General features: G+C 67.0%; 14 protein-coding genes. 10 read left to right on the top strand and 4 right to left on the bottom strand.

The window, feature by feature from the left end:
* Nucleotides 1–87 precede the first annotated feature (87 nt).
* The 9 genes from RMCB_RS01050 (at nt 88) to RMCB_RS01015 (ending at nt 9,706) form a co-directional block, all read left to right on the top strand.
* Nucleotides 88–1,011 carry a family 2A encapsulin nanocompartment shell protein gene (locus RMCB_RS01050; protein WP_062827271.1) on the top strand — a complete coding sequence of 308 codons (924 nt, stop codon included), beginning with the start codon at nt 88–90 and terminating at the stop codon, nt 1,009–1,011.
* Complete coding sequence (locus RMCB_RS01045; RefSeq protein WP_062827270.1) at nt 998–2,878, top strand: family 2A encapsulin nanocompartment cargo protein cysteine desulfurase; 1,881 nt, start codon at nt 998–1,000, stop codon at nt 2,876–2,878. Before RMCB_RS01050 ends, RMCB_RS01045 begins: the two co-directional genes overlap by 14 nt.
* A 152-nt stretch (nt 2,879–3,030) precedes the next feature.
* Nucleotides 3,031–3,306 carry an ANTAR domain-containing protein gene (locus tag RMCB_RS01040; protein ID WP_062827311.1) on the top strand — a complete coding sequence of 92 codons (276 nt, stop codon included), beginning with the start codon at nt 3,031–3,033 and terminating at the stop codon, nt 3,304–3,306.
* 97 nt (nt 3,307–3,403) lie between these two features.
* Complete coding sequence (locus tag RMCB_RS35955; protein WP_062827269.1) at nt 3,404–4,195, top strand: hypothetical protein; 792 nt, start codon at nt 3,404–3,406, stop codon at nt 4,193–4,195.
* The gene (locus RMCB_RS01035; protein WP_062827268.1) at nt 4,192–5,409 is read left to right on the top strand and encodes an adenosylhomocysteinase; all 1,218 of its coding nucleotides are present in this window, start codon (nt 4,192–4,194) and stop codon (nt 5,407–5,409) included. The genes RMCB_RS35955 and RMCB_RS01035 overlap by 4 nt, the downstream gene beginning before the upstream one ends.
* Nucleotides 5,406–7,058, top strand: coding sequence for an ABC transporter ATP-binding protein (locus RMCB_RS01030; RefSeq protein WP_062827267.1), 1,653 nt, complete (start codon nt 5,406–5,408; stop codon nt 7,056–7,058). The genes RMCB_RS01035 and RMCB_RS01030 overlap by 4 nt, the downstream gene beginning before the upstream one ends.
* Before the next feature lie 13 nt (nt 7,059–7,071).
* On the top strand, nt 7,072–7,629 hold the full coding sequence (locus RMCB_RS01025) for an ECF transporter S component (RefSeq protein WP_062827266.1): 558 nt from the start codon (nt 7,072–7,074) through the stop codon (nt 7,627–7,629).
* On the top strand, nt 7,629–8,444 hold the full coding sequence (locus RMCB_RS01020; protein ID WP_062827265.1) for an energy-coupling factor transporter transmembrane component T family protein: 816 nt from the start codon (nt 7,629–7,631) through the stop codon (nt 8,442–8,444). The genes RMCB_RS01025 and RMCB_RS01020 overlap by 1 nt, the downstream gene beginning before the upstream one ends.
* On the top strand, nt 8,441–9,706 hold the full coding sequence (locus tag RMCB_RS01015; protein WP_062827264.1) for an amidohydrolase family protein: 1,266 nt from the start codon (nt 8,441–8,443) through the stop codon (nt 9,704–9,706). The genes RMCB_RS01020 and RMCB_RS01015 overlap by 4 nt, the downstream gene beginning before the upstream one ends.
* An 85-nt stretch (nt 9,707–9,791) precedes the next feature.
* Here RMCB_RS01015 and RMCB_RS01010 read toward each other — a convergent pair whose 3' ends face one another.
* Entirely contained in the window at nt 9,792–10,349 is a 558-nt protein-coding gene (locus tag RMCB_RS01010) for a class I SAM-dependent methyltransferase (protein WP_062827263.1), read from the bottom strand.
* A gap of 66 nt (nt 10,350–10,415) precedes the next feature.
* Here RMCB_RS01010 and RMCB_RS01005 point away from each other — a divergent pair, with 66 nt between their 5' ends.
* Nucleotides 10,416–11,333, top strand: coding sequence for a zinc-binding dehydrogenase (locus tag RMCB_RS01005; protein WP_062827262.1), 918 nt, complete (start codon nt 10,416–10,418; stop codon nt 11,331–11,333).
* A gap of 1 nt (nt 11,334) precedes the next feature.
* On the opposite strand, the gene RMCB_RS01000 is transcribed toward RMCB_RS01005, so the two are convergent.
* Genes RMCB_RS01000 through RMCB_RS00990 form a run of 3 tightly spaced genes read right to left on the bottom strand, consistent with a single transcriptional unit; the run spans nt 11,335 to nt 15,091 of the window.
* Nucleotides 11,335–12,570, bottom strand: coding sequence for an acyl-CoA dehydrogenase family protein (locus RMCB_RS01000; protein WP_062827261.1), 1,236 nt, complete (start codon nt 12,568–12,570; stop codon nt 11,335–11,337).
* Entirely contained in the window at nt 12,570–13,556 is a 987-nt protein-coding gene (locus RMCB_RS00995) for a GNAT family N-acetyltransferase (RefSeq protein ID WP_234791951.1), read from the bottom strand. Before RMCB_RS00995 ends, RMCB_RS01000 begins: the two co-directional genes overlap by 1 nt.
* Nucleotides 13,553–15,091, bottom strand: coding sequence for an APC family permease (locus RMCB_RS00990; RefSeq protein WP_062827260.1), 1,539 nt, complete (start codon nt 15,089–15,091; stop codon nt 13,553–13,555). Before RMCB_RS00990 ends, RMCB_RS00995 begins: the two co-directional genes overlap by 4 nt.
* Nucleotides 15,092–15,124 lie beyond the last annotated feature (33 nt).

Genomic DNA, 15,124 nt, shown 5'->3' with positions numbered 1-15,124 from the left:
TCGGTTTGCGCGCTAACCCTGTCGAAAGCGGTGACAGGCCGTATCGTTGCCGCCGCACCCGCACTTCAGACCAGTCGGAGGGGCCACATGACGTCGGCACAGAACGAATCCCAGGCGCTTGGCGATCTCGCCGCACGGCAGCTTGCCAACGCGACCAAGACAGTTCCGCAGCTATCGACAATCACGCCGCGGTTCCTGCTGCATCTGCTCAGCTGGGTGCCTGTGGAGGCCGGCGTCTACCGGGTGAACCGGGTGGTCAATCCCGAGCAGGTGGCGATCCACGCCGAAGAGGGCACCGGCACCGAGGAGCCCCTGCCCGAGACCTATGTCGACTACGAGACCAGCCCGCGGGAGTACACGCTGCGCTCGATCTCGACGCTGCTCGACGTGCACACCCGGGTGTCGGACCTCTACTCCAGCCCGCACGATCAGGTGGCCCAGCAGCTGCGCCTGACCATCGAGACCATCAAGGAACGCCAGGAGCACGAGCTGGTCAACAACCCCGAATACGGGTTGCTGTCCCAGGTGACTCCTGAGCAGACCATCCAGACCCTGCGTGGCACCCCGACGCCCGACGACCTGGACTCGCTGATCACCAAGGTGTGGAAGACCCCGGCGTTCTTCCTGACCAATCCGCTGGGTGTGGCCGCGTTCGGCCGGGAGGCCACCCGCCGGGGTGTGCCGCCGCCAGTGGTCAGCCTGTTCGGCGCCCAGTTCATCACGTGGCGCGGCATCCCGATCGTGCCGTCGGACAAGGTCCCGGTCGAAGACGGCAAGACCAAGTTCATCCTGGTGCGCACCGGTGAGGAGCGCCAAGGCGTGGTGGGCCTGTTCCAGCCCGGGCTGGTCGGCGAGCAGGCCCCGGGCCTGTCGGTGCGTTTCACCGGCATCAACCGGTCGGCGATCGCGTCCTATCTGGTGACGCTGTATTCGTCACTGGCGGTGCTCACCGACGACGCGCTGGCGGTCCTCGAGGACGTCGGAGTGGACCATTTCCATGAGTACGAGTGAATATCGGGGCGAGCGAAGCGACGGGAAAGAGTATCGGTCGATAGACGCGGAAAGCGACCTGCCGATCAGCGCGGCCGAGTTGGCCGTGCTGGCGACGCAGCTCTACGCCACGACCATCCGGCCCGGTCCGGACAGCCCGCCGGCGACCACCCAGGTGGCGCCGCGCGGGGTGGCCCCGGATGCTACGGCGGCGTCGTCGGCAGGCAGCACCGCGGCCGGTCTGGCGCATCCGGCCACTCCCCCGGCTTTCGTCTCGGTGCCTGACGTTCTTCTACAGGCGCCGACTTCACCTGAACCCGAAGGCATTCCGGGTGTCGTCCCGGTCGCGCCTCGCGGGAGTGCGGCCAGCCCGGTCGCCCCCATCGGCGGACTGGAGGCCTTCGCAGTACCGACGGGCCTGGTCTCGACGGTGCCTGGGGTGCTGGCCGGTGGCCCGCCATCGGCGCCACCGTCGCCCACACATTCCCCGTCGCTGCGCTCGCCCCAGGGACGTGGATCCGCTCCCGTCTGGCCGGGCGCCGTGCCCACGGTGCCGGATCTGCGCTGGGCGGGTTCGCCCGCGCCGTCCGACGACGCCGCGGGCTATTACTTCCTGCAGACGCCGACGGCACCCGCGGAGCCGACCCCGGCATTACCCGACAATCACGAGATCTTCGACGTCAACGCGATCCGTGCCGACTTCCCGATCCTGCGGGAGACAGTCAACGGCAAGCCGTTGATCTGGTTCGACAACGCGGCGACCACCCAGAAGCCACAGTCGGTGATCGATCGGCTGGCGTACTTCTACGCCCACGAGAACTCCAACATCCACCGGGCCGCGCATGAATTGGCGGCCCGGGCAACCGACGCCTACGAGGATGCCCGCGAGGCGGTGCGGCGGTTCATCGGCGCGTCGAAGGCCGAGGAGATCATCTTCGTCCGCGGCACCACCGAGGCCATCAACCTGGTGGCCTACGCCTGGGGCGGCAAACACCTGGGGCCGGGCGACGAGATCGTCATCACCCACCTGGAGCATCACGCCAATATCGTTCCGTGGCAGCTCATTTCGCAACAGACCGGCGCGGTCCTGAAGGTGGCGCCGGTGGACGATGCGGGCAATCTACTGTTGAGCGAATTCGAGGATCTGCTCGGTCCACGAACGAAACTGGTTGCTGCGACCCAGGTTTCGAATGCGCTGGGCACCGTCACTCCGGTCAAGACGATCGTCGAACTCGGTCACCGGTACGGCGCGCGTGTGCTCATCGACGGTGCGCAGTCGATCCCGCACATCGCGATCGACGTGGCGGAGACCGGGGCCGATTTCTTTGTGTTCTCCGGTCACAAGATCTACGGGCCGACCGGTATCGGGGCGCTCTACGGACGTGAGGACGCGCTGGCCGAAACCCCGCCGTGGCAGGGTGGCGGGAACATGATCGCCGACGTCACCCTGGAACGCTCGCTGTATCAGGGGCCGCCGAACAAGTTCGAGGCCGGCACCGGCAACATCGCCGACGCGGTCGGGCTCGGTGAAGCGCTGCGCTACGTCGAGCGGGTCGGTATCGACCGCATCGCCGCCTACGAACACGCGCTGCTGGAGTACGCCACCCCGCGCCTGGCGGCCATCCCGGGGGTGCGTCTGGTGGGCACGGCCGACGAGAAGGCCAGCGTGCTGTCCTTCGTGCTGGCCGGGCATGAGCCGCTCGAGGTCGGCAAGGCGCTCAATGCCGAGGGTATCGCCGTGCGCGCCGGGCATCACTGCGCCCAACCGATCCTGCGCAGGCTCGGGCTGGAGGCCACGGTGCGCCCATCGTTCGCGTTCTACAACACCTTCGAGGAGATCGACGTGTTCATCGACGCGGTCCGCCGGATCGCCGAGGGCTCACCCTAGCCTCGCAAGCAGTCCCCGCAAGCGGGAACGGCCCCAGCAAACTTGCCCCAAATCCCTTGATTTGGGGCAAGTTTGCGTCTGCTCGGCCAAAGTAGTAATCACGCTGCGCCGATATGTGGGATCGATGGGCGCCCCAGACCATGATTCCGGGTATGCGATACACCGGATATCCGACGGCCGACCCGTCCCGGAAGGTCATCGACACCGCGATCGGCATTCTGGTCGGTCTGCGTGGGTGCTCGCCGGACGACGCGTTCGTCGAGCTGTCGCGGGTGGTGCGGCAGACAGGCATCGGCTTGGGCAGTATCGCGGCAGGTCTGGTGGCGGTCGCGACCGCCTCCACCTGCGCCGAGAATGCCGAAGCGTTCGCAATCTGGGGTGAGCTGATCGCGCGTAGCCGGTTCGCCACACTCGCATGCTCGTCGTAGCACGAGATCCAAAGCGGCTGCAGTGCAAGCGATCCGCTTGCGGTCACCGTGAACGTAAGCATTCTCACGCGGTCGAGTACCCGCTAGAACAGTGATGATGTCCGATCTTCTGCTCCGCGCGCCGAGCGCATCCAATGTCGCCGCGCGGGTGCGCCTCCGCGCCGCGACCACGGCACATCGCGTCTCCCTGGACGTCGATTCGTCGATCGACGCCGTCACCGCAGCAGCAATCCAAAGCCTATGGCGCACCGTGGGCCAACCGGGAACTGGGGCCCGCGTGTCAGTGGGGCGTTCCGACATTGCGAACTCGTCGGTAGTCGCGGCATTCGAGGCGCGCGCCTGGGCAGATCTGGTGCTGAGTTCATTTGCCCGCGAGACGAACCTGCTGATTCCGAGTACCAGATTTCTGATCGCCGGCACCGGCCATGTCGCAGATGCCCTGGCCGCCGCGATCATCCGGTTCGGCGGCCGCATCCAACTGACCGCAGACGAACCGGTCGGGCTGTTGGACATTGCCATCAGGCACGCCGCGCCATCGCACCGGATTACCGAATCGCCTTTCATACCAGCTGATGTCGACGTCGTGGTAGCGACCGGAGTCGGCCATCCCGAGTTGACGCCGGATGCGGTGGCTGCAGGAGTGCGCCCGCTGCTGGTGGTGGATGCGGGGACTCACGCCACTTTTCACCCCGATAGCGTCACTGCCGCCTGGGCTGTGCGCGGATTGGGCCACTTCGAGGGACCGCGGCCGATCGTCGTGGTGCCACGTGTGGAAACGGACGCCCTGCACCACACCACAGCAGAAATCCGCGCGGCATACGCCGTACTGCTGGCCACGGTGGGAGCGCAGCATGCCGATATCGCGCTGGCCGAAGTACTGCAACCGTGACGGCCTCGGTGCACGAACCTGCGGTGTGGACGTCGGGACAGGAGAAGATCGACTGGGCGCGGCGATTCATGCCGGTCACAGCCGCGCTGAGTGCACAACTGCGTGCCAGTGGAGTCGTCGCAGGGCGTCGGATCGGCTTGTCACTCGTGCTGGAGCCCAAGACCGCCAACCTGGCGCTGAGCCTCGCAGCCGCGGGCGCGGACGTGTCGGTGGTCTGCGACGGCGCATGCACCCGTGACGACGTCGCCGCCGCCCTGCGCCAGGCCGGCATCGCGGTCTTCGCGCAGGCCGACGCTGACCGGGACATCGACCGACGGCTGGCGCTGGAGTTTCTGGACCGAGGTCTCGACATCCTGGTCGACGATGGTTCGAGCGTGATCCGGCTCGCTCACGCCGAACGCGCCGACCTTCTCGGCACCCTCATCGGTGCGTCAGAGGAGACCACCAGCGGACTCTGGCCCCTGCAGGCCATGTCACAGCAGGGCCGGCTACGGATCCCGGTCATCGCAGCGAATGACGCACGCTGCAAGACACTGTTCGACAACGGATACGGCACCGGCCAGTCGACCGTCCTGACCATCGTCGATCTGCTGGGCACCGCGTTGACCGCCAAGCCGGTCGCGGTGGCCGGATACGGTTACGTGGGTCGGGGCGTCGCGCGCGCGGTGAGCGCTCTGGGCGCGAGGGTCACGGTCGCCGAGCATGACCCGGTCAAGGCCTTGGAGGCGTTGCACGCCGGTTTCGCCGTGGCACCCCTGACTGAGGCCGCCGCGGCGGCCGACCTGCTGATTTCGGCGACCGGGGTGGCCCACACCGTCGATCTCGAGCACCTGCTGTCGCTTCCCGACGGCGCGGCCGTGGCCGTAGCCGGTGGCGTCGATCAGGAGATCGCCATCGACGCCGTCGTCGCCGCGGGCGCCCGACGGCGCACCGTCGGTCGTCGTGTCGAGGCGTTCGATCTGCCCAACGGGCGTTCGATTCTCATCCTCGATGACGGCAATTGCATCAACTGCACTGCCGGAGAAGGCAATCCGATCGAAATCATGGACCTCTCGTTCGGGGTGCAGCTGCTGGCAATCGAACTCCTGGCCACGTCCGGGACAGAACTGCCGCCCGGTGTCCATCCGCTGCCCGAGTCGGCGGACACCCGAGTGGCACAGGCCAAGCTCGACAGCCTCGGGGTACGCATCGACGGGCCAGGTGAGCACCGGTGACCGCGCTCGCGACCATGCAGGACGTCACCGTCACCTACCGCGCGGCCAAGCGGCCGGCGATCAGCGGTGTGAACCTGGCGGTGCATCCCGGTGATCTGATCCTGCTCGCCGGACCCTCGGGATGCGGAAAGAGCACGGTGATGCGCGCGCTCAACGGTCTTGTCCCCCATTCCTACCGCGTCGATATCACCGGATCGATCCTGGTGGACGGGGTGGACACCGTCACCTCGTCCATCCGCGATATCGCCGAGTCGGTAGGGACGCTGCTGCAGAACCCCGCCAAGCAGGTGGTCGGGCATTCAGTGCTCGCCGACATCGCCTTTGGGCTGGAGAATCGCGGACTACCGGCCACGCAGATCCTGGACCGCGTGCACGCGGTGGCCGACACTCTGCAGATAGACGACGACCTGCTCGGAGTCTCCACCCACGAATTGTCCGGAGGCCAGCTGCAATTGGTGGCATTCGCCGGCATCCTGGTGCTACGGCCGCGGTTGATCATCGCAGACGAACCATTGGCCAATCTCGATCCGGACGCCGCAGTGCGGGTACTGCGCGCACTACGCCGGCATGTCGACGACGGTGGTGCAGCGATGGTCATAGAGCACCGGGTCGGTGATGTGGTCCCGATGGCACCGAACCGAGTGCTGCATCTGGACCACGGACGCGTCACATACTCGGGCGATCTGGAGGGTTTTCTCCGGGTCGCCGACCCCGACGCCGTCAACTTGCCGTTCGACGCCCTGGTCACGCGTGCGGCCGAGCTGTCGACACAGCGGACGGCGGCCCCGGCCGCACCGGGTCCCTCGCTGCTGCGGTACGAGGATGCGTCCATCGGTTATGCCGGGACGCCGGTACTGGGCGCGGTCAACGCCGATCTGCTTGCGCGGCAACACATTGCGGTGCTGGGCCGCAATGGTGCGGGCAAATCGACATTGCTGCGTGCCGCAGTCGGCCTGGTAGAAGTGCTCGACGGCCGCGTCAGCATTGCCGGCCGCGAGGTCGCCGACTACCGCGCCGCCGGGCTGACGGCATTGTGCGGCTATCTGTTCCAGAATCCGGCTCAGGCGCTCTTCGCCGGGACCGTCGCCGACGAGCTGGCGTTCGGCCCCCGCAACCTCGGCTTCGACGAATCGGAAATCGAGGCGGTGTCTGCCGAGGCTCTCGCGACAGTCGGCCTCTCCGACATCCCCGATATCTGGGACCGCTCTCCGCGAACGCTGTCGTTCGGCGAGCAACGGCGCCTGGCACTGGCATTGGCACTGACGCTGCGGCCGCGGTCGTTGATCTTGGACGAACCGACCGCGGGCCAGGACGAGCGGTCCGCCAACCATTTCCTCGACGCCATCTGGGCGCTGCCGGACATTCAGAGCATTTACTTCATCACCCATGACGTCGACCTGGCGCTGTGGCGCTCCGACCGGATCATCGTCGTCGACGACGGCAGGCTGATTGCCGACGGACCCCCGCGCCAGATCGTCGAGGACATCGGTCTGTGGCATGACGACACCGCGCCGGCCACTGGGCGCGCGGTATTGCGGGAGACCGACTACGTTCGCGCCGCACGGTCGATATCCATTGGTGCAGAGGTCATTCCACCTCCGCACGAACTAGCCCGCCAACTCAGCCGCACGGTAGCGGCGCCCAGATAACAGAGGAACCAAGATGACCGCAACCCGTGCCGCGCAGAAACCTTGGGCCGTCACATCACGCACCGTGGTGTTCGGCGCAGTCGGAGCCGCGCTCTACGGCGTGCTCGGCGTGTTCAGCTTCATCATCCCCGGCACCGCAAACGTGTCGCTGCGCCCCGCGCTTGCGATCATCCCGTTCGTCGGCATCCGCTTCGGCCCCATCGCCGGATTCTTCACCGGTGTCGTCGGCAACGCCATCGTCGACCAAATCCAGGGATTCGGCTTCCTCACATACTGGAACTGGAGCCTGGCCAACGGTCTGGTGGGCTTGATCGCGGGCCTCATCGCCAACTACTACCCGCAACCGGATTCGCAGTCGCGACAGGTTGTCCGGGCCGCCATCATCTCGGTGATCGCCATCGTCGTCGGCCTCGCGTTCACCGTGACCGACATCTTCCTCGGCAATACGTTCGGGTACTGGCTGACCGCGGCCTATCTGCCGGCGATCCTGAACACAGCACTGGTTTCGGTGATCCTGGTCCCAGTACTCGACCGGGCCTGGCAGCCTCTGGCCAATCGCGCCGGCCGATAGTGGAAACCATTCGATATCTCGCGGCAAATTCGTTCCTGGGGCGCCGCGATCCACGGGTGCTGATCCTGGTCAGCGCACTGACCATCGTGGTCGTCGCACAAATCCAGGACGTCCGGCTGATGGCCATCGCGGCCCTGCTGGCTCTGGCCTACTACCTCTCGGCCGGCATTCCGTTCGGCGAGGTGCGCACCAACTGGTTGTTCGTCGGTGTGTTCGTGCTGCTGCTGGCCGGAGTGAACGGGGTGATCGCCGGTGCAGGGCAATACGCCGGTGTCGCAGCCGAACTCTTCACGATCCCCGGTATCGGTGTCGTGGTCTCGACCGCGACCGTGTCATACACGGTGACGATGCTGCTTCGATTCCTGGCGATCGCGGCGACGGGTTTCCCGCTGTCCTTCGCGGTCCGGCCTGGCGACCTTTCGGTGGCCTTCGCTCGCCTGGGAATGCCGTCGAGATTCGCCTACGGTATCGACCTGACATTCCGGTTCATCCCGACACTGGCGGCCAATCTCCGGGAAACCATTGCGGCACAACGGCTACGGGGTTACGAGACAGGACATACCCGCAATCCGGCACGCCGGATCAGCCGACTGCGGCCGCTCGTCGTTCCCGTCACGGTCAGCGCCTTCGTCGACGCCGAGGATGTCGCGGATGCACTGGACCTGCGAGGGTTTGGATCTCAGCGCCGCACGTGGTTGCGCACGCTACGGTTGAACGGCACCGACATGGCACTCATCGGGTTCTGCACAGCGGCGACCGTCACCGCGACGGTCGCCTCGGTGACCGGCCACATGCCCGGATTGTGGGTCGGATGACCGGTACTCGGGTCCACACCGCGCCGTGGGTCCTCACCGGTGCGCGCGCCATCCGTCACGGCGCAGTGGCCGTCACCGGTTCGCGGATCGTCGCAGTTGGCAGCGTGGATGAATTGCACCGTGCCGGCGAGGTTGTCGAATGGTCAGGCACCTTGATCCCCGGCCTGGTCAACGCCCACACCCATCTGCAGTACACCCACATGGCTGAGCTCGGGCAGGGCAGCTACGACAGTTTCGAAGCATGGTCGACGGCCTTCGAAGCGGAGTATTCGCGCCGTGGCGACTGGCGTGCGTCAGCAGAACTGGGACTGGAAACCGCGATCCGCAGCGGCACCACCGCGATCGGCGATGTCGTGACGCATGCCGAAGCACTCAATGTGCTGTCTGCCGGCCGGATGCACGGGATCGCTTACTGGGAGGTGATGGCGTGGCATGACACCGACTGGTCGGAGCGCGGCCGGCAAGAGACGCTCGCGGTGTTGGCGCAGGCCACCGGAGCGGTCGGGTTGTCGCCGCACGCACCGTATTCCCTCGACACCGGAGTACTCGACGATCTGGGCAAGCTGGCCCGAGAGCTCGGATTGCGCAGCCACGTCCACGTCGCCGAATCGTCTGCCGAGCACGACTACATCGCCGGCGGTGCGGGACCGCTCGCCGAGCAATGGCGGGCCTGGGGACACGGTGAGTTCGCCTTGTTACGTGGCGGCGGCGCCGCGGTCCGTCCGGTGATCTACGCCGACACCCTCGGGGTGCTGGGCACGCACACCCACATCGCCCACGGTATCTACGTCGACGCCGACGACCGCGCCAGATTGCGGGACACATGCACCGTGGTGGCTCTGTGCCCACGTTCCAACGCGGTCCTCGGCTTGGACGCCGCACCTGTTGCGGCCTACCTGCGGGAAGGCAATCCAATTGCGGTCGGCACCGATTCGCTGTCGTCGAGCCCGTCGCTAGATGTGCTGGCCGATGCCGCGGCGCTGCACCGCATCGCCCGGGACCAGGGTTACACCGCGCCCGATCTGCATGCGCGGCTCTTCACCGCAGCGACGGCCGGGGGCGCGGCCGCGATGGGGCTGGGTGACCAGATCGGCACCCTGACCGCCGGGAAGCTCGCGGATATCACCGTTCTCGGCATCGAGGAGTCCACCGCGGCCGATACCCTGGCTGCCATCGTCGAGGCGGGCGCAGGCTCGGCCGTCGCCACGATCATCGACGGCGAGATTCGCTTTGAGCGCGCGGCGGTGTCGGCACAGCGATGAACCGGGGACTGTTATGAGCCCCGAGGTACGGCTCTTGCAGTCCGATCCCGATCTGCACGGCTAGCGCAGCCGCCGATCCCGACGGTCAAGAGGCCTGTCGGTTCGCGACCGTTGCGACCAGCCAGGCCTCGCCGTCGCCCTCGCCCGCCGCGATCACCTCGAGATCGGCGAACGCGGCGGTCAGTTCTCCGGGCCTGGCGCGGAACGGGCCCGGTGCGCCGCCGACCTCGCTGAGCACGCTGATGGCGAGCAGTCCGCCCGGTGCCAAGCGGTCGACGAGAGCGCGGTCGAGTCTGGCGTCGCGGAACCGATGACAGAAGATGACGTCGACAGGCGGACCTGCGGGCAGGCCGTCATCCAGGTCGACCACGTCGAATCGACATCGGTCGGCGACCCCGAGCCGCCGCGCCTCGTTGCGGGCAGTCGCGATGGCCACTGGTGACACGTCGACACCGAGAACGTGCAGACCGTGTTGCGCAAGCCAGATGGACACTGCGCCCTGTCCGCAAGCGATGTCGAGCGCGCTGCCCGTCACCGGGAATTCGGCGACATGGGCGGCGAAGACCGGCGGAAGACCGCTCTCGGGGTCCGCCGCCGACATGGCGTGCCGAGCGTCCCAGCGCACCCGGTCCTGCTCGCTCACCCGCGATACCTTACGAAGTGCACCGGGCCGGGAATAGTGGTGCCACCCGCGGAGGTTTGCCTTCTCATGCGAGCCATCGTTTACGATCCGCAGGCGCCGGCAAAGCTTCGATTCGATGACGTGACCGAGCCGGCGGTCGCCGACTCGCAGGCACTGATCGACGTGCACGCCATCGCCTTGAACTTCGGGGAACTGCACTTCATCGAACAGATGCGCCGGCCCGGTGAAGTACCCGGTTGGGACACCGCGGGCGTCGTGACCCGGGCGGCCCCCGACGGGTCGGGTCCGCCGGAAGGCACCCGCGTGGTCGGGTTCAGCGGTGAGGCCGGTTGGGCCGAACGCCGGGCCGTCGCGACGGACAACCTCGCCGAGCTTCCGGAGTTCGTGGAGTTCGATGAGGCGGCGGCGCTGCCCGTCGCCGGGGTGACGGCGCTGCAGGCGCTGCGCGCCCTGGGCCCCGTGGTGGGCCGGCGCGTACTCATCACCGGCGCTTCCGGTGGTGTCGGGCGCTATGCGGTGCAGTTGGCGGCGCGGGCGGGTGCGCACGTGATCGCAGCGGTGGGCAGCCCGGCTCGCGGTGACGGCCTCACCGAACTGGGTGCCGACGAGGTGGTCGTCGGCTTGGACTCGGTGACCGAGCCGGTGTTCGGAGTGCTGGACAACGTCGGTGGCAAGTTACTCGCGCAGGCGTTCAGCCTGGTCGACGACGGTGGTTCGGTGCAGTCCATCGGCATGGCCTCCAACGAACCCACCACCATCGACTTCGAGCAGGAGCGCCGCCGCGGCAAGCGGAAACGCTTGGAGCCGTTCACTGTTCGCGCACCGTTTCAAGCCGACCTGCAGTACCTGCTGACCTTGCTGGCCGACGGCGAACTCGACCCACAGATCGGCCTGCGTGATTCGTGGGACAACATCTCGGCCGCGGCCGAGGCCCTTTTGGGTCGCAAGGTCGCCGGTAAAGCGGTACTGCGAGTGCAGTTCTGACTCAGTTGCCCTGTCCGCCGCGGCCGAGCGAGGACAGGTCGGCTACCGGATCGGTGCCGTTGACGAACCAGTCCCCGAGGATCCGTGCCTTGTAGACCACCGGATTGTGGGATGCGAGAGTGCGCGCGTTGCGCCAGTGCCGATCCAGGCCGAGTTGTTCGGAAACGCCTGACGCACCGAGTGCGTCGAAGACGTGCGTGGTGGCCCGCTGCGCCGCGCCGACGATGACCAGTTGAGCCTGGGTGACTGCGACTTCGGCGTCGATCAACAATTCTCGGGCGTGGTCGTCACTGCCGGCCAACCGGCCGGCGACGATACGGTCCAGCGAACGCGCGCTCTGGCCCAGCGCGGCCTCGGCGGCGAATGCCTCCGCCGACAGTTCCCCGATCACCTGCAACAGCTGCGGATCGGCGGCGGGCACCTCGGCGAGGCCCTGCGGGTAATTTCGGCTGCGCTGCTTGAGCGCGGCTGTGCCGTCGCGCTGCACGGCCCGGGTGATCCCGGTGAGCACCGCAAGCATCGCGATTTGATAGAAGTGCGCCTGATACGTGAACCGCTCGGTGGCGGGAAACACGTTGCCCCGCTCGGCGCGCGCCCCGTCATAGCGCGCCGAACCGCTGGCGGTGGTGCGCTGGCCGAACCCGCGCCAGTCGTCGACGAGCGTGACGCCCGGATCGTCGGCGCGGACCAGCGCAGTCCACAGTTGCCCGTCGTCACCGCGGCCCAGGACGTCGAGCCAGTCTGCGTACAAGCTGCCCGTGGCATAGTATTTCGCACCGTTGACCACCCAGTGCCCGTTCTCCGGGGTGACCGTGGTGAGCAGGTTCGCCAGGGTGACGTTGTTGGCCTCGGTCCAGCCGCCGCCGACGAACTCACCGGCGAGGAAGCGTTTGATCCACGTGCCGTTGTCCTCGGACACCGGCGCGTTGAGCCGGTCCTCGACGAACGCGAGGTGGTTGCGCCAGATGTGCGCGATGTTGGCGTCGGCCTCCCCCAGTTCGGCGAGCAGCAGGAATGTCTGCTCCAGTGACGCGCCGAAGCCGCCCTGCTCGGCCGGGATTCGCAGCGTGCCGAACCCGGCCTCGCCGAGCCAGCGCACCTGCTCATGCGGGAATTCGCGGTTGGCCTCGCGCTGTGCGTTGCCTTCGGCGATCCGGTCGAAGATCGGCCGGAACACCGATCTGAGCTCGGCGTCGTACCCGGTCGGTCGTTTGAGATACGTTGTGGCTCTTGTCATCATGCCCTCCCCGTGGCATCGATTCGATAGGCGTAGGAATCTTGCACCGCCACGTAACCCAACCTGCGATACAGCAGGTGAGCCTTGCTGGCGTTGTTGATGTCGGTGCCCAGCGACGCCGCGGTCAACCCGCGCCGCAGTGCCGCCAGCCAGATCTTGCGCAGCAGCAGTTCAGCGGTGCCACGCTGGCGCCGCTCCCGCCGCACCCCGATGTAATCGGTATGGGCACTGCGTTTCTCGTCGGCCCCGACACCGACGGTGTAGGTCGAGCCGAGCACATAACCGACCACTTCCCCGTCATCGTCGACCGCCGCGATGCTGAAATCAGGTGTGAATGACCGGCTTTCGAGATGATGGTGCCAGCGTTGCGGCGTCTTCGACATGTTGCCGAAATGCTCGCTGAAGGTGTCGTACTGCAACTGCCTGACCTGCTCGCCGAAACCGCCATCGATGACCTCGGGCCACGACAGTACGGTCAGGCCATCGATACGCGCCGCACCGAGTTCCTCGGGGTCCTCGCCGAGCAGTGACTTGCGGGTGCTGATGAACTGCCGCTCCACCCGCGCGCCGTGGTCGGCCAGTGCGGCAATCGCCGCGGGCTGGTCGGCGCCGATGTAGGTGCGTAGGTACGCGTCCGGCACGGCGACGCGGCGGAAGCGGTCGACGATGGCAGCGACCACCCCGTCGACCGCTTCTCGCGCCACGTCCGGATGAAAGACGAAGTCTGCGAGCACTTCCAGTTCCACCCCGTCGGGCCGGTGCAGCACTGCGTAGCCCAGCACCGTGCCGGCCCCGCTACGCAGGACGAGCGCGGCGCCCGGGTATGCGCCATCGAGTTGCTCGGCCACGTCGCGGGAATCAGCGGCGAACTTGCGTCCGCCCAATCCGGGTGTGGTGGCGAGGAAGTCGGCGATCAGCGGCAGGTCCGGCGAGGTGATCTCCGCAGTCGTCACGCTCCGCAACGGGCCGTGGTCGATGATCGTCACGGTGCCACCGGGTCCTGCTGCCGGTCGGAGTCGTCGTCACCGCGCTGCTCCTGCAGCACACCGAGGATGCCTTCGTCGGTGAGCCGCTGCTGCTCGGCCTCCGACAGCGTCTGGATGGTGCCGACCCGCTGAGCCACCTCGGGCCTGGTCCGCTTGAGGTACCAGTACCACGCCAGGCCGGCCAGCAGGATCGCGCCGAAGACGAAAGGCAGGATGTTGAAAGGGAATTCGGGCACAGGGTAGAAGTTGCTGAAGATCACGTAACCGATGCCGACGGTCGCGGCCACCGAAACGCCGAGCCGCAGCGGCGTGAGGGCGTTGATCTTGCGCAGCCAGATCGGGGTGGCGATCACGACCAGCAGGTAGCTGGTCAGGAATCCCCAGTTGGAGACGTAGCCGCCGTAGACGTCGAACACCAGCCGGCCCGCCGAACTGAAAGTCGCGACCGCCGAGAAGATCAGCGCCAGGATGCCGACGAACACCACCCCGGTCCACGGTGTCTTGTGCGACGGGTGCACCTTCGCGAACACCTTGGGCAGCGCGCCTTCGTGGGCGAACGTGAACAGTGAGCGTGCCGCGGCGGTCGTGACGGCCGTGACGAACACGATGAAGGCCACCGAAACCGTGGCGCTCACAACCTGATTCACCCATGACACGCCGACCGCGCCTGCGAGCTGCGGCAGTACTGCCTTGTCACCGTCGATCTCGCCGAAATGCAGGATCTGTGGGTAGGTCGCGAAGATGTAGAGCACGCCGAGCAGCAGCACGACCCGCAGCAGCGAGCGCGCGATGCTGCGATGGGCGTCCTTGGCCTCCGCGCCCAGCGATGCGACACTCTCGAACCCGGCGTAGGAGCCCACCGCGGTGACCGCAGCGATAAACGTTGTGCTGGAGCCGAGGTGAGACGGGTTGAGCTGATCCCAGTCCACGTGGAAGCCGTAGCCGATGTAGGAGGCGACGATGATCACCAGGATGGACGCGATGGCGAGAAGTTCAAATGCCAGTTCGTACTTCGCGGTCAGTGACACACCCCGGTAGGGCAGGTACACCGCCACGGCTACCACCACGAGCACCAGCAAGAGCCGGAACCACGCGGCCTGCGACCCGAGCCCGATGGACTCGAGGAACGCGTCGAGGTACAGCACGCCGCCGAGCGTGCCCGTGGTGGCGAAGCCGATGTATCCGAACAGCAGGCTGAATCCGGCGGCGTAAGCGAAGCCCGGGCCCAGACCGTTACCGGTATAGGTGCCAAGCGATCCCGACGAGACAGTTCGCTTGGCCTGGAAGCTGATCGTCGTGGCGACCAGGATGACGATCACCAGACCGACGACCGCCGCCCAGGCGGCGCCCTTGCCCGCCGCGACGAACAGGGAGAACGGCACGGTGGCGAGTGCGACGCTGGGAGCCGCCGCGGCCAGGCCCTGCGCGAATACGCCCCAGGCACCGAGCGCGTCGGATTCCAGGCCGGTCGATTCGGCGGCCGTCAGACTCCGGCCCCCGACGGTGACGGATGGCTCTTCTTCGACTGTGGTCATGATGCATACCTTTCTGTCGTAACTGACAGGGGC

It is taken from the genome of Mycolicibacterium brisbanense (assembly GCF_001570425.1).
Classification (GTDB): domain Bacteria; phylum Actinomycetota; class Actinomycetes; order Mycobacteriales; family Mycobacteriaceae; genus Mycobacterium; species Mycobacterium brisbanense.
The sequence above is the reverse complement of the archived record's forward strand: the minus strand, read 5'-3'. Positions and strand labels throughout refer to the sequence as shown.